The sequence below is a fragment of the Enterobacter sp. MGH 4 genome, assembly GCF_000534735.1.
In the GTDB taxonomy this organism is placed as follows: domain Bacteria; phylum Pseudomonadota; class Gammaproteobacteria; order Enterobacterales; family Enterobacteriaceae; genus Enterobacter; species Enterobacter intestinihominis.
The window spans coordinates 167,873-181,750 of record NZ_KI973297.1 but is presented as its reverse complement, the minus strand read 5'-3'; the positions used below and the strand labels follow the sequence as shown (position 1 = coordinate 181,750).

General features: G+C 54.8%; 16 protein-coding genes. 8 read left to right on the top strand and 8 right to left on the bottom strand.

Translation table 11 applies throughout. The features are described from left to right. Positions 1-2 precede the first annotated feature (2 nt). The 7 genes from pcoB (at position 3) to L350_RS02035 (ending at position 6,487) form a co-directional block, all read left to right on the top strand. The gene (gene pcoB, locus L350_RS02005; RefSeq protein ID WP_072252507.1) at positions 3-893 is read left to right on the top strand and encodes a copper resistance outer membrane transporter PcoB; all 891 of its coding nucleotides are present in this window, start codon (positions 3-5) and stop codon (positions 891-893) included. A gap of 39 nt (positions 894-932) precedes the next feature. Further along, positions 933-1,313: a copper resistance system metallochaperone PcoC gene (gene pcoC / locus L350_RS02010; RefSeq protein ID WP_000025662.1), complete on the top strand. Its 381-nt coding sequence runs from the start codon at positions 933-935 to the stop codon at positions 1,311-1,313. Positions 1,314-1,368: 55 nt separating this feature from the next. Beyond that, entirely contained in the window at positions 1,369-2,247 is an 879-nt protein-coding gene (gene pcoD, locus L350_RS02015) for a copper resistance inner membrane protein PcoD (RefSeq protein WP_229692861.1), read from the top strand. Between the two features lie 54 nt (positions 2,248-2,301). Further along, positions 2,302-2,982 (top strand): copper response regulator transcription factor PcoR, encoded by a 681-nt coding sequence (gene pcoR / locus L350_RS02020; RefSeq protein ID WP_001188930.1) that lies wholly within the window; start codon positions 2,302-2,304, stop codon positions 2,980-2,982. Beyond that, positions 2,979-4,379, top strand: a complete 1,401-nt coding sequence (gene pcoS / locus L350_RS02025; RefSeq protein ID WP_001211180.1) for a copper resistance membrane spanning protein PcoS — start codon at positions 2,979-2,981, stop codon at positions 4,377-4,379. The genes pcoR and pcoS overlap by 4 nt, the downstream gene beginning before the upstream one ends. A 217-nt stretch (positions 4,380-4,596) precedes the next feature. Continuing rightward, a complete protein-coding gene (gene pcoE / locus L350_RS02030; protein ID WP_000723069.1) occupies positions 4,597-5,031 on the top strand; it encodes a copper resistance system metallochaperone PcoE in 435 nt (144 codons plus the stop codon). A gap of 430 nt (positions 5,032-5,461) precedes the next feature. Continuing rightward, positions 5,462-6,487: a TerC/Alx family metal homeostasis membrane protein gene (locus L350_RS02035; protein ID WP_023298822.1), complete on the top strand. Its 1,026-nt coding sequence runs from the start codon at positions 5,462-5,464 to the stop codon at positions 6,485-6,487. A 60-nt stretch (positions 6,488-6,547) separates the two neighbouring features. On the opposite strand, the gene L350_RS02040 is transcribed toward L350_RS02035, so the two are convergent. The 3 genes from L350_RS02040 to L350_RS02050 form a co-directional block, all read right to left on the bottom strand. Next, positions 6,548-7,210: an HAD family hydrolase gene (locus L350_RS02040; RefSeq protein WP_022649697.1), complete on the bottom strand. Its 663-nt coding sequence runs from the start codon at positions 7,208-7,210 to the stop codon at positions 6,548-6,550. A 106-nt stretch (positions 7,211-7,316) separates the two neighbouring features. After that, the gene (locus L350_RS02045; protein ID WP_022649696.1) at positions 7,317-8,111 is read right to left on the bottom strand and encodes an SDR family NAD(P)-dependent oxidoreductase; all 795 of its coding nucleotides are present in this window, start codon (positions 8,109-8,111) and stop codon (positions 7,317-7,319) included. Positions 8,112-8,143: 32 nt separating this feature from the next. Beyond that, a complete protein-coding gene (locus tag L350_RS02050; RefSeq protein ID WP_032626851.1) occupies positions 8,144-9,025 on the bottom strand; it encodes a LysR family transcriptional regulator in 882 nt (293 codons plus the stop codon). Between the two features lie 99 nt (positions 9,026-9,124). Here L350_RS02050 and L350_RS02055 point away from each other — a divergent pair, with 99 nt between their 5' ends. Beyond that, positions 9,125-9,631, top strand: a complete 507-nt coding sequence (locus tag L350_RS02055; protein ID WP_022649694.1) for a phenolic acid decarboxylase — start codon at positions 9,125-9,127, stop codon at positions 9,629-9,631. Positions 9,632-9,690: 59 nt separating this feature from the next. Here L350_RS02055 and acpT read toward each other — a convergent pair whose 3' ends face one another. Genes acpT through L350_RS02080 form a run of 5 tightly spaced genes read right to left on the bottom strand, consistent with a single transcriptional unit; the run spans position 9,691 to position 13,877 of the window. After that, the gene (acpT, locus tag L350_RS02060; RefSeq protein ID WP_022649693.1) at positions 9,691-10,284 is read right to left on the bottom strand and encodes a 4'-phosphopantetheinyl transferase AcpT; all 594 of its coding nucleotides are present in this window, start codon (positions 10,282-10,284) and stop codon (positions 9,691-9,693) included. A gap of 2 nt (positions 10,285-10,286) precedes the next feature. Next, positions 10,287-11,516 carry a beta-ketoacyl-ACP synthase gene (locus L350_RS02065; RefSeq protein ID WP_032626849.1) on the bottom strand — a complete coding sequence of 410 codons (1,230 nt, stop codon included), beginning with the start codon at positions 11,514-11,516 and terminating at the stop codon, positions 10,287-10,289. Next, positions 11,513-12,244, bottom strand: coding sequence for a 3-ketoacyl-ACP reductase FabG2 (locus L350_RS02070; RefSeq protein ID WP_032626847.1), 732 nt, complete (start codon positions 12,242-12,244; stop codon positions 11,513-11,515). Before L350_RS02070 ends, L350_RS02065 begins: the two co-directional genes overlap by 4 nt. After that, on the bottom strand, positions 12,238-12,711 hold the full coding sequence (locus tag L350_RS02075; protein WP_032626896.1) for a hotdog family protein: 474 nt from the start codon (positions 12,709-12,711) through the stop codon (positions 12,238-12,240). The genes L350_RS02070 and L350_RS02075 overlap by 7 nt, the downstream gene beginning before the upstream one ends. Then, positions 12,711-13,877 (bottom strand): beta-ketoacyl-[acyl-carrier-protein] synthase family protein, encoded by a 1,167-nt coding sequence (locus L350_RS02080; protein WP_032626844.1) that lies wholly within the window; start codon positions 13,875-13,877, stop codon positions 12,711-12,713. Before L350_RS02080 ends, L350_RS02075 begins: the two co-directional genes overlap by 1 nt. Position 13,878: the final 1 nt, after the last annotated feature.

Genomic DNA, 13,878 nt, shown 5'->3' with positions numbered 1-13,878 from the left:
GAATGAAGAGAAATTTGAAGGCCATACCTGTTCTGGTCGCCTGTTTGTTTACCTCACAGCTTTCTATTGCGGCGGGCTCCGTCTCTGCAGATCCCCACGCCGGGCACGACATGTCTGCCATGCAGATGCCAGCAGATGAGAATTTCACTGAGATGACGTCAATGGAGCCCATTGTAACTGAGAGCAGAACGCCAATTCCGCCTGTTACCGATGCCGACCGGAAGGCTGCATTCGGCAATTTACAGGGGCATGCGATTCACGACAGTGCGATTAATTATCTGGTTCTGCTGGATCAACTGGAATGGCAACGGTCGGATAACACCAACAATTTCAGCTGGAGTGTTAACAGCTGGATTGGAGGCGACACAGATCGGATTTGGCTAAAGAGTGAAGGTGAACGAAGCAATGGGGAAACGGAGGCGGCTGAAGCGCAGTTACTCTGGGGACATGCGGTTGGCCCATGGTGGGATTTGGTTGCGGGTGTCAGGCAGGATTTCAGACCTGCTTCTGCCCGGACCTGGGCTGCTGTCGGTTTTCAGGGGCTGGCACTCTATAATTTTGAGTCTGAAATTACGGGTTTTGTCAGTAATGGCGGAAAAGCAGCCCTTCGTCTGGGAGGAGAATACGACGTTTTACTGACTAACCGGCTCATACTCCAGCCATCCTATGAGGTGAATTTCTACAGTCAGGATGATGAATCGCGGGGTCGCGGCAGGGGACTGACTGACACAGAGCTGGGGCTCCGGCTGCGCTATGAAATACGCCGTGAGTTTGCACCCTATATAGGCGTTTCCTGGAATCAACTTTACGGGAAAACATCCGATATGGCGAAAAGAGAAGGTGAGAAAGACCATCAGGTAGTATTCCTGGCGGGAGCCAGAATCTGGTTTTAACGCACTGATATAAAACACTCAACTAAACAGGTAAATAAAATGTCGATTTTAAATAAAGCCATTCTTACAGGTGGCCTCGTTATGGGCGTTGCTTTCTCTGCTATGGCCCATCCGGAATTAAAAAGCTCTGTGCCACAGGCTGATTCAGCCGTAGCGGCCCCGGAAAAGATTCAGCTTAATTTCTCGGAAAATCTGACCGTGAAATTCTCAGGTGCAAAATTAACGATGACGGGTATGAAAGGCATGTCATCACATTCTCCGATGCCGGTCGCGGCAAAAGTGGCGCCAGGCGCTGACCCTAAATCGATGGTCATTATTCCGCGAGAGCCTTTACCCGCTGGCACTTATCGTGTTGACTGGCGCGCGGTTTCTTCAGATACGCACCCTATTACCGGTAATTACACCTTTACAGTGAAGTAATATTATGAACGACCTGATTATGATTGTTATTCGTTTTCTTCTTTATCTGGATTTGATGGTAATATTTGGATTGCCATTTTTTCAGATATATGGAATAAGCGGTGTCAGACATGAAACCTATAACCTGACTAATTTCAGGTCGTTTATAACCTTTGCTGTTGTTACAGGCATCATTCTTACTGGCATTAATATGCTCCTGGTATCTAATGCCATGAGTGGAGTAACTGACCTCAGAGAATTATCCATCCATGTTATCGAGATGGTGATAGAAGAAACTGATGTGGGTATTAGCTGGATTGTCAGGCTCTGTGCCCTGTTTACCACACTCGGTGCTTTGTTCCTTTACACTAATAAGAGAGTATTGTCCTGCCTGCTGATGACGATGAGTGGGGGCGTGGCGCTGGCTACACTTGCCTGGGGAGGACACGCCGTTATGCATGACGGTCTGCATTACTATCTCCATTTACTGAGCGATCTGACCCATCTCGGCGCTGCAGGTGCCTGGACAGGTGCTCTGGTTGCATTTGCTATCCTGCTGATGCGCAGAAACGAGCATAATGCACAGAGCGTCATTGTGATATCTGACTCCCTGGCAAAATTTGCCACGGCAGGAACGGTGATTGTTGTAGCCCTGATCCTGAGTGCGCTGGTCAACTATCTGTATATTGCTGAGGGTAACTTAACTCCCTTATTCAACAGTTCCTGGGGGAGGATATTGCTTGCCAAGACGGCTCTGTTTGTTCTGATGCTTCTTCTGGCTGCAGCAAACCGGTTTCACCTGGGTCCCCGGCTTGAAGTTATGGTCAGGGAAGGGAATTATGATCGCAGCGTTGCCCTGATGCGAAACAGCATCCTGACAGAATTCGTTGTTGCGATTATCATTCTGGGCGCCGTAGCGTGGCTCGGAATGCTTGCTCCGTCTCAGGTCAGCTAGGGGACAGCCAAAGCTCATGCGTGAGATTTTTACTTTCATATCAGCGAGTTGACCATGCAGCGTATTTTAATCGTTGAAGACGAACAAAAAACAGGTCGTTACCTGCAGCAGGGACTGGTTGAGGAAGGCTATCAGGCCGATCTCTTTAATAATGGCCGCGATGGTCTCGGGGCCGCGTCGAAGGGACAGTATGATTTGATAATACTGGACGTGATGCTGCCTTTCCTCGACGGGTGGCAAATCATCAGCGCACTGAGGGAGTCCGGGCACGAAGAACCGGTCCTGTTTTTAACCGCAAAGGACAACGTGCGGGACAAAGTGAAAGGACTGGAGCTTGGCGCAGATGACTACCTGATTAAGCCCTTTGATTTTACGGAGCTGGTTGCACGTGTAAGAACCCTACTGCGCCGGGCACGCTCGCAGGCCGCAACAGTCTGCACCATCGCCGATATGACCGTTGATATGGTGCGCCGGACCGTGATCCGTTCGGGGAAGAAGATCCATCTCACCGGTAAAGAATACGTTCTGCTTGAGTTGCTGCTGCAACGCACCGGAGAAGTGTTACCCAGGAGTCTTATCTCGTCCCTGGTCTGGAACATGAATTTTGACAGTGATACGAATGTGATTGATGTCGCCGTGAGACGTCTGAGAAGTAAAATTGATGATGACTTTGAGCCAAAACTGATCCATACCGTTCGCGGTGCCGGATATGTCCTGGAGATCAGAGAAGAGTGAGGTTCAAAATTTCCCTGACCACACGCCTGAGCCTGATTTTTTCTGCGGTGATGCTTACGGTATGGTGGTTATCAAGTTTTATCCTGATTAGCACCCTTAATGGCTATTTCGATAATCAGGACCGCGATTTTCTGACAGGTAAACTTCAGCTCACCGAAGAGTTTCTTAAAACAGAGACGTTCAGGAACAAAACGGATATTAAGTCATTATCAGAAAAAATAAACGATGCGATGGTGGGGCACAATGGCTTATTCATTTCTATAAAAAACATGGAAAATGAAAAAATTGTTGAACTCTATGCCAAAAATTCTGTTGTTCCAGCGGTCCTGCTTAATAAGTCGGGTGATATTCTCGACTATATGATCCAGACGGAAGAAAATAACACCGTGTACCGCAGTATCTCGCGGCGGGTTGCCGTGACGCCGGAACAGGGTAAAAGCAAACATGTCATCATTACGGTTGCCACGGATACTGGGTATCACACCCTGTTTATGGACAAACTCAGTACCTGGCTGTTCTGGTTCAATATCGGTCTGGTCTTTATTTCTGTTTTTCTGGGCTGGCTGACCACACGTATTGGTCTGAAACCGCTACGGGAAATGACCAGTCTGGCTTCCTCCATGACCGTACACAGCCTGGATCAGCGTCTAAATCCCGATCTGGCTCCGCCGGAAATCTCTGAGACCATGCAGGAGTTCAATAATATGTTTGATCGCCTGGAGGGGGCATTCCGGAAACTGTCAGATTTCTCGTCTGACATCGCGCATGAGCTGCGCACACCAGTCAGTAATCTGATGATGCAGACGCAGTTTGCACTGGCTAAGGAAAGGGATGTTTCGCATTACCGCGAAATTTTATTCGCTAACCTGGAAGAACTGAAAAGGTTGTCACGAATGACCAGTGACATGCTTTTTCTGGCACGTTCAGAGCATGGTCTGCTGCGGCTGGATAAACATGATGTGGATCTGGCAGCCGAACTGAATGAATTACGTGAGTTGTTCGAGCCCCTGGCAGACGAAACAGGAAAGACAATCACGGTTGAAGGAGAGGGCGTTGTTGCCGGAGACAGCGATATGCTCCGACGTGCTTTCAGTAACCTGCTTTCCAATGCAATCAAGTATTCTCCCGATAACACCTGTACAGCGATACACCTTGAGCGTGACAGTGACTGTGTGAACGTGATGATTACGAATACGATGTCCGGCCAGGTTCCCGCTAATCTGGAACGTTTGTTTGACCGGTTCTATCGCGCAGACTCATCAAGGTTCTACAACACGGAAGGCGCGGGGCTGGGATTATCAATTACAAGGTCGATCATTCATGCTCACGGCGGCGAGCTGTCAGCAGAACAGCAGGGGCGTGAAATTGTGTTCAAAGTGCGCCTGTTAATGGATTAATCCCGTTGTTCAGGAGAAACCTGGAAGGTGACAAAATTGTCATCATTCAGTCACGCGATAAACAGAGGCGGTTTTTTATAATTATTCATAAATCAGGAGCAGCGTGATAACACAATCACCTGGTTCCTGGAGTGATGATTAACCCGCCCTGAGATCAACTGCTTTCTCTGTTATAAGCCATTGATTGTTTGGGTATGTAAACACCGGAGACCCAACCATGAAAAAGATTCTCGTATCATTTGTTGCCATTATGGCTGCCGCTTCATCTGCCATGGCTGCAGAGACAATGAACATGCATGACCAGGTAAATAATGCACAGGCACCTGCCCACCAGATGCAGTCATCTGCTGAAAAAAGTGCAATTCAGGGAGACAGCATGACAATGATGGATATGAGCAGTCACGATCAGGCCGCAATGTCCCATGACATGATGCAAAACAGCAATTCTGCTGCCCACCAGGACATGGCTGAAATGCATAAAAAAATGATGAAAGCTAAACCCGGAGCTACCAACGAAACAGCAAAGTCATTTTCTGAAATGAGCGAGCATGAGAAGGCCGCAGCTGTACATGAGAAGGCGAATAATGGTCAGTCTTCCGTTGTTCACCAGCAGCAGGCTGATAAGCATCGCAGTCAGATCACCCAGAATTAACCCGCAGCTCCACTTGTTAGACCCTCATTTGACGCCGAAGTCACTGGCTTACGCTCCCGTCCGGGAGCGTTTTTTTTTCCCATATATCAAACTTTAACTCTGAAGAGGTGGAAGTATCTGACCAACACTGTCACGTAACGCCAGATAACTACAAAAACACCTTTTTCCTCCTGTAAATTGCAGTTCCTGCAAGAACATCAAGGCATAATGTTGGAACAGCGTGTGATACACACTTAGCATCATGTTTTGTATGTGTTTTTTTTAAAACTTTACAACTTTAAAGTCTTTTTCAGGTTAAAGGATACAACTTTAATGTCTCTACACAGCTGAAAAGAACGGTTAATATTTATTATTTTAGCGTGCTGTGTCCTTAACGGGGCCACGCTTTTTATTGTCTGCATGGTGTTTTGTCTTCTTAAAAGGGTTGTCTATGTCTGCTGCTCATCTCGGTTTCCCGACGGAAACCGTTGTTGTCTTTGTGGTGATGGCCGTTGGGGCGATGTTTATCGACCTCTTCATGCACCGTCACGATAAACCGATCTCGCTGAAAAGCGCGGCCATGTGGTCCATCTTCTGGGTCATGATGGCGATGGCGTTTGCTGGCTTCTTATACGTGCACCACGGCGCGGAGATGGCCAGTCTGTTCCTCACCGGCTATGCACTGGAAGAGGTGCTCTCCGTCGACAACCTGTTTGTGATGATGGCGATCTTCGCCTGGTTCGGCGTGCCGGATAAGTATCGTCACCGCGTGCTCTACTGGGGCGTGCTGGGGGCGATTGTGTTCCGCGGTATTTTTGTTGCCATCGGCACCAGCCTGCTGAGCCTGGGGCCATACGTTGAGGTGATTTTTGCGCTGGTCGTCGGCTGGACGGCGGTGATGATGCTGAAACGCAATGAAGAGAGTGATGAAGTCGAGGATTACTCCAACCATCTGGCGTACCGCCTGGTAAAACGCTTCTATCCGGTCTGGCCAAAAATCAGCAGCCACGCGTTTATCCTGACCCAAAAAGAGGTGGACGCCGAGCTGGAGAAGCCTGAAAACAAGGATGTGATGGTAGGTCGCGTGAAGAAGGCGAAGCGCTACGCGACGCCGCTGCTGCTCTGCGTGGCGGTGGTAGAGCTGTCCGACGTGATGTTCGCCTTCGACTCCGTTCCCGCGATCATTGCCGTCAGCCGCGAGCCGCTGATTATCTACAGCGCCATGATGTTCGCAATCCTCGGCCTGCGTACCCTCTACTTCGTGCTGGAAGCGCTGAAGCAGTATCTGGTGCATCTTGAGAAAGCGGTAGTGTTACTGCTGTTCTTCGTGGCGTTCAAGCTGGGGCTGAATGCGACCGATCACTTCTGGCATCACGGTTATAACATCGGTGCCACGGCAAGCCTGTTTGTGGTGCTGGGGGTGCTGGCGCTGGGGATTATTGCGAGCGTGATGTTCCCGGGGAAACGTGAGGCCTGATGTATCGCTTTTCTCCCTCTCCCTGTGGGAGAGGGCCGGGGTGAGGGCACCGGGCCGCACCTAACCCTTAATTGGTGAGTTTCGGCGCTTGCGCGGATGATGGAAATGGCGCCAGTGCGGATCCTGCGCCGCCGCCAGCAGCTCGTGGTCGCCACGCGTGTCGCCCCAGGCGCGTAGGTGATATGCGTTCAGATCGCCATACACCTTTTCCAGCCTCGCCACTTTCTGCGCGCAGCGGCAGTTGTTACCGGTGATCCGCCCGGTCAGCTTGCCGTCTTTCACTTCCAGCTGCGTGCCAATCAGCTTAATGCCGAGCTTATCGGCCCACGGCTGCAATACCAGCGCCGGGGAGGCGGAGCAAATCGTCACTTCCGCACCGGAATTAACTTCGTTGGCGACAGCCATGACCCCTTCCGGGCGCATCAGCTTGTTCCAGTATTTTTCACAGAAGGCCTCTGCCTGCTGACGTAACCAGTGCTCATCCACCCCCGTCAGGAAGGTTTTGATCAACACCTCTTTCAGCTCATCACGCGTCAGCTTGCGACGCACGCAGTGCAGCGTGGGCAGGGCCATGCGCACCAGGCGACCCGCAAAGTAGCGCTTGCCAAAGGCAAAGCGCAGGAACGGAATAAAACTGTCGTGGTGCGTCAACGTACCATCAAAGTCAAAGACAGAGAGCACGCTGGACTTCGCCACGGCTTCGTCGGCAATCATATTGGTCATAAATACGTCTTAGCTGAAATACACATTCTGTTCACTAGTTTACCTGCTTTACCTTCACAGTCCTTCTATCCGATCTCATTTTTTCTCGAACCTGTGGGCTGACGGGTCAAACTATGTCATCCACCACGCCACCGTCAACGCGCAGCGCCGCGCCGGAAGTCGCGGAGGCCTGCATGGAACAGACATACACCACCATATTCGCCACTTCTTCTACCGTTGCGGCGCGCTGAATAACCGAGCTGGGGCGATTCTCCATCACGAACGCTTTCGCCAGCTGCTCCAGCGATTTGCCGGTTCTCTCCATCTCGTCTTTCATCATTGCGGCAAAACCGTCCGACATTGTCGGGCCCGGCAGCACGCTGTTCACCGTGACGCCGCTGCCTGCCACGAACTTCGCCAGACCGCGCGCCAGCGAGAGCTGGGCGGTTTTTGTCACGCCATAGTGGATCATATCCGCAGGAATATTGCAGGCCGATTCTGACGAGATAAACACTACCCGACCCCAGCCTTTTTGTACCATACCGGGCAGCAGGGCACGGGAGAGGCGCACGCCGGACATCACGTTGGTTTGCCAGTAGCGTTCCCAGGTCTCGTCGTCGGTGGAATAAAAATCCTGCTGGCCATAGATCCCGGCGTTATTCACCAGAATATCGACGTGCGTGGCGACCCTGAGCAGTTCGTCAACGCCCTCCTGCGAGCTCAGGTCGGCGATGGCGGCACGGACCTGTACGCCTGGCACCACCTGCTGGAGCGCCTGAATGCCTTTGTTCACCGAGTCGACGCTGCGCCCGTTGACGATCACTTCCGCACCGCTCTCCGCCAGTCCGCGGGCGATGGCAAACCCAATACCGCCGGTGGACGCGGTCACCAGCGCCACTTTCCCCGTTAAATCGATTTTCATCGTTCACTCCTTGTCGTTTTATGGTTCAAAACTTAAAGCGTAGCAGTTGACGATGACGGCTCCTGTTTAAAAAGGCGCAACAGCGTCTCAACCTGCTCGTCCAGCGGGCTGAGGGAGCGTTTAACGATGAGGTGCAGCGGCGTGGCGCGTCGAACGCCGTGGCTGAGGGGCAGGATTTTGAGGATGCCCTGCTGGAGCGGGGTCTGAATGCGTTCTTCCGGTAACCAGCCATATCCAACCTGATACATCACTGCTTCGATCGCGGCATCGATGGTGGAGAATGTCCACGACTCCCCGGTGGGGCGAACGGTGGGCTGGCTGTCTGCGATCTGAATGCGCGGCCACGGTCGAAGCATCTCGTCGTTAAGCGGTGTATCCAGCGCAAACAGCGGGTGCGCGTGATGCGCGACGGCAACAAAATCGATATTCATCAGCCATTCGCCCAGGCCGGTAATGTCCTGGCGGCGGGTTAAGACCATCACGTCGGCCTCATCATTGAGCGCATCTGCGCGGCTGTTTTCCAGCACCTCGGTAAGCCGCACCTGCGTTTGCGGGTACAGCTGCTGAAACTGGCGCAAAATCGCGAACAGCCGGCTGCGCGGAAAAATACTGTCTACCATCAGGTCGATACGGGTTCGCATCCCGCTGCGCAGGGTCGCAGCGCGCGTTTCAACATAGGCGAAGGCTTTCAGCAGCGGTTTAACCTGGTTCAGCAACAGCTCACCCGCCGGGGTCAGCACGGCACGGCGTCCCTCTGTCATCAGGAGCGCTACGCCCAGCCGCTCCTGCAAAAGCGACAGGTTATAGCTGACCGAGGACTGGCTGCGATGGGTCTCTTCCGCCGCCTTAGCGAAGCTGCTAGCCTCGATGACTCTTTCCAGCAAGGCCCACTGTTCGAGCGTCGTCTTGTGCATGATTAATCTAAATTTTGGATGAATTTGATTCAAACATAGCGTTATTCATTCATTTTTTGAAGGGGTACGATCGTCTCATCAAAACAAAGGAGACATCTTATGAGCACCTTCGATAAACATGATTTAAGCGGCTTCGTCGGCAAACATCTGGTATATACCTACGACAATGGCTGGAACTACGAAATTTACGTTAAAAACGAGAACACGCTCGACTACCGTATTCACAGTGGTCTGGTGGGCAATCGTTGGGTGAAAGATCAGCAGGCCTACATTGTCCGCGTCGGGGAAAGCATCTATAAAATTTCCTGGACGGAGCCAACCGGTACCGACGTGAGCCTGATTGTGAACCTGGGCGACCGCCTGTTCCACGGCACCATCTTCTTCCCACGCTGGGTCATGAATAATCCGGAAAAAACCGTCTGCTTCCAGAACGATCACATTCCGCTGATGAACAGCTACCGTGATGCCGGGCCAGCGTATCCAACCGAAGTGATTGATGAATTTGCGACGATTACTTTTGTACGCGACTGCGGTGCGAATGACGATAGCGTTATTGCGTGTGCTGCCAGCGAGTTGCCAAAAAACTTTCCAGATAATTTAAAATAAGCTTAGCAACGCGTTAAATGCACAACGGCCATTTCGGTTTTAACCGGAATGGCCGTTTTTTATGCCGCAGAAATACCGGAGTAAGTCACCGATTCCGCCGTTAAGGTGAAAGGCGTAGGGGTACAGACCGCCAGACTCAGCGAGCCGAAGCGCAGCTGGCTGACCGGGAGCGACTGGGCGGTGCTGTCAATGCTGACAATCTGCCACGCGCTGCCGCCACGCTGTTTGACGATCGCCTCTTTGCGCGTCCAGATGCGCCAGAATGCGGAAAGCTGCTCTTCCGGTGCTTCACGCTCCAGCTCGTCATGCTCGGTGAGGCTGAAAACGGCATTCGCCAGCGCCTGCCAGTTCTCCCGCGGGCGGATCACTTCGATATCGCAGCCAACCTCGCCTTCATCGCTTATCAGCATGGCAATATCGTCCCCGCTGTGGCTCAGGTTAAACCACAGCGGATGGCCGTTAGCGAAGGCCGGTTTTCCCTGCTCGCCGTAGATTATCTCGGGAAGCGGTGAGGGGGATAAAGTTCTGGCGAGCAGCGTCCGGCCTGCAAGCCAGGAAGCGTATCGCGCACCCTGAGGTGCCATATCTGCGAGCGTTGACGCCAGGGGGTCCGCGCTAAGGGTGGAGATCTTTCCCAGTACAAACTGGTACATAGTTACGCCCAGCGTTTAATGATTATCGAGGTATTAATGCCGCCAAAGGCAAAGTTATTGCTCTGAATAAATTCGCAATCAATCGGGCGGGTTTCCCCCATAATATAATCTAAAGCGCCGCATTGCTCATCCGGTTGTCTTAAATTGAGCGTCGGCGTGAACCAGCCCTCCCGCATCATATTCAGACTCAGCAAGGCTTCCAGCGCGCCGCAGGCACCCAGGGTATGGCCGAAATAGCTCTTTAAGGATGAAATGGGCACGCTGTCGCCGAAAATAGCGGCGGTCGCCTGACTCTCGGCGATATCCCCGCGATCGGTTGCCGTGCCGTGGGCAGAAATGTAGCCAATGTCCTGAGGGCTAAGGCCCGCCATCGCCAGCGACTGCTCCATACACACCTGCATGGTTTCACGCTGGGGCTGGGTGATGTGCGCCGCATCGCAGTTGGTGGCAAAGCCCACGATCTCGCCATAGATTGTCGCCCCGCGTGCTCTGGCGTGATCCAGCGCTTCCAGCACCAGCGTGCCCGCCCCTTCGCCAATCACCAGGCCATCGCGCTGAACGTCAAACGGCGACGGCGTGGTTTTGGGCGCGTCGTTACGCTGGCTGGTGGCAAACAGGGTATCGAAAACCGCCGCTTCCGACGGGCACAGCTCTTCCGCGCCGCCTGCCACCATCACGGTCTGGTAGCCGTGACGAATCGCTTCCCAGGCGTAGCCAATCGCCTGGCTGCCAGAGGTACAGGCGCTTGAGGTGGGGATCACCCGTCCGCGCAGGCCAAAGAACAGTCCGGTATTCACCGCCGTGGTGTGCGGCATCATCTGCACGTAGGTGGTGCCGGTGATGTTGTGGGTGTGCTTTTCGGTGAGCATGGAGGCAAACTCGCTGACCGGTCCGGTGCTGCCCGTCGACGAGCCGTAGGCGATGCCGGTCTGACCGTTGGTCAGCACCGCGTCGTCGATCAGGCCCGCCTGCTCCAGCGCCAGCTCGGTGGCGCGGGTTGAGAGCAGCGACACGCGGCCCATGGCGCGAATGCGCTTACGGGTATAGTGAGCGGGCAGAGTGAAATCTTCAATCGGCGCGGCGAGCAGGGTTTGCAGGCCGTCATACGCCTGCCACTCCGTCATGGTACGTACCGCATTTTCATACTCGCGCAGACGGCGCGAGATGGTCGGCCAGTCCTCGCCGAATGCGGTGATGCCGCCCATGCCCGTAATCACTACCCGGCGGGTCATAGCATGCCTCCGTTGATCGATATCACCTGTCGCGTCACATAGCCTGCTTTATCCGACATCAGGTAGCTCGCCAGCCCGGCCACTTCCTCGGCCTGGCCCATACGCTGCATCGGGATCATCGACATCGCCGCGTTCAGCGCGGCTTCATCCATCTCGATCATACCGGTATCAATCAGCCCCGGCGCGATGCAGTTGACGGTGATTTTGCGTTTTGCCAGCTCGGTGGCGAGCGCTTTGGTGGCGCCGATGATCCCGGCTTTCGCCGCGCTGTAGTTCACCTGCCCACGGTTGCCCATAATGCCTGACACCGACGACAGGGTGATGATCCGCCCGCCCTTGCGGGTGCCGATCATCGGCATAATGCAGGGATGAATGACGTTATAAAAACTGTCGAGATTGGTGTGGATCACGCTGTCCCAGTCATCGTCGCTGAGCGCCGGAAATGCGCCGTCGCGGGTAATACCGGCGTTACTGACCACGCCATACCACGCGCCGTGGTCAGCGATCGCCTGTTCCAGCACCGTACGGCACTGCTCGCGGTTGCCCACGTCAAAGGTGAGTAAACGGCCCGCGCCGCCTGCCTGGACAATCGCCTCCAGCGTCTCCTGCGCGCCCGCTTCATCACGATGGTAATGCACGCCGACGGTGAAACCGTCCGCCGCAAGCTGAAGGGCGATAGCGCGGCCAATGCCTTTGCTGGCGCCGGTGACCAGTACGGATCTCATGATGGTGTTCCCTGGTTAAAAAGTGTGGTTAATTCTTCCTCGCTCGGCTGGAAGGTGTTTACGCGGCCCGTGGCGAGGGAAATATTATCCGCATGAATGGTGCACTCGAAGCTGCCAAAGCGCTCATCCTGCATCAGACGTTCGATGGTGATGATCAGCGTGCTGCCTGCGGCAAAATGCCCTGCGTCGCACACCAGCTCGCGCGCGCCCAGCACCATACCCAGCGCACAGTGCGGCAGCCCTTTTTGCATTCGGTGCCATTCAGACCAGACGCCCACGGTCTGAGCCATCAGCTCCAGCGCAAACCAGCCGGGCAGGTTGCCGCCTGCGTCCAGAAACGGCGCCAGAACGCCCCGATCGTTCACCGTCACGTTGCAAACGGCGCGGTCATCGGTGACGCTTTCCACGCCCTCAAGCAGCAGCATCGGCGTGTCGTGAGGAAGATAATCCCCGGGTGGTAAGTAGCACATCATACTCTCCCCAGCAGAAGGCTGGCGTTGTTGCCGCCAAACGCGAAAGAGTTTGACAGGATCACTGGTTTATTCAGCGGTGCGCTCTGGTGCAGTAGGCCGAAGGCGGGCAGGGTGTCGTCCGGCGCGTAGCGGGAAAAATCCTGCGGCGGCAGCGGCAGGTCTCGGGTCAGGATCAACCAGCTCAGGGCGGCCTCGGTGATCCCGGCGGCGCCCAGCGTGTGGCCGGTAAGATGCTTCGTGGAGCTGCACGGCACGCGGTCGCCAAAGAGATCGTGGATCACCTGCGCCTCAATGCGATCGTTCAGCGGCGTGGCGGTGCCGTGCAGGTTGATATAACCGACGTCCGCCGCCGTCATGCCCGCCTCGTTCAGCGCCTGGGTGATGGCGCGGATCGCCCCTTCGCCCTGCGGATGTGGGGCGGAAATATGGTACGCATCGCTGGATTCCCCCGCGCCCAGGAGCGCAATCTCGCCCGGCTCGCGGGTCAGTACCATCAGTGCTGCCGCTTCGCCAATGGTGATCCCACGACGGTTGCGGCCAAACGGTTCGCACAGGGTCGGGGAGAAGGATTCCAGGCTGTTGAAGCCGTTGACCGGCATGCGGCTCAGGCTGTCGGCTCCGCCGACGATGGCGACGTCCACCAGACCGGCGTCGATCAGGCGACGGCCGCTGATGATCGCCCGTGCGCTGGAGGAGCAGGCGGTCGAGATGGTATACGCCGGGCCGTCCAGCGCAAGCCAGCTGGCGAGAAAGCGCGACGGATCGCCCAGCTCCTGCTGCGGATATTGCCACTGCGGACTGCGCTCGCCGTTCTGCGCGCGGCGCACGTACTCATCACCCTCGTCCAGTCCGGAGGTGCTGGTGCCCAGCACCACCGCCACGCGGTCGCGCCCCACGCGCGCAATGGCCGCATCGACGGCGGGCCGGATTTGCGCCAGCGCCGCCAGCAGCAGCTGGTTGTTGCGACTTCGATGCGCAGAAAAAGACCCGGGGACAGGGGGAAGATCACCCTCCACCCCGCCCAGCACGGCCTCGGGTAAGCCCTGTAGCCAGCCCGCACGCTGGCGCATCCCGGGGGCCACGCCAGCGATCAGGTTCGCCGCTATTTCATCAGCCGAGTTGCCGAGCGCGTTGACCATGCCAACGGCAGAAAGGTAAATCATC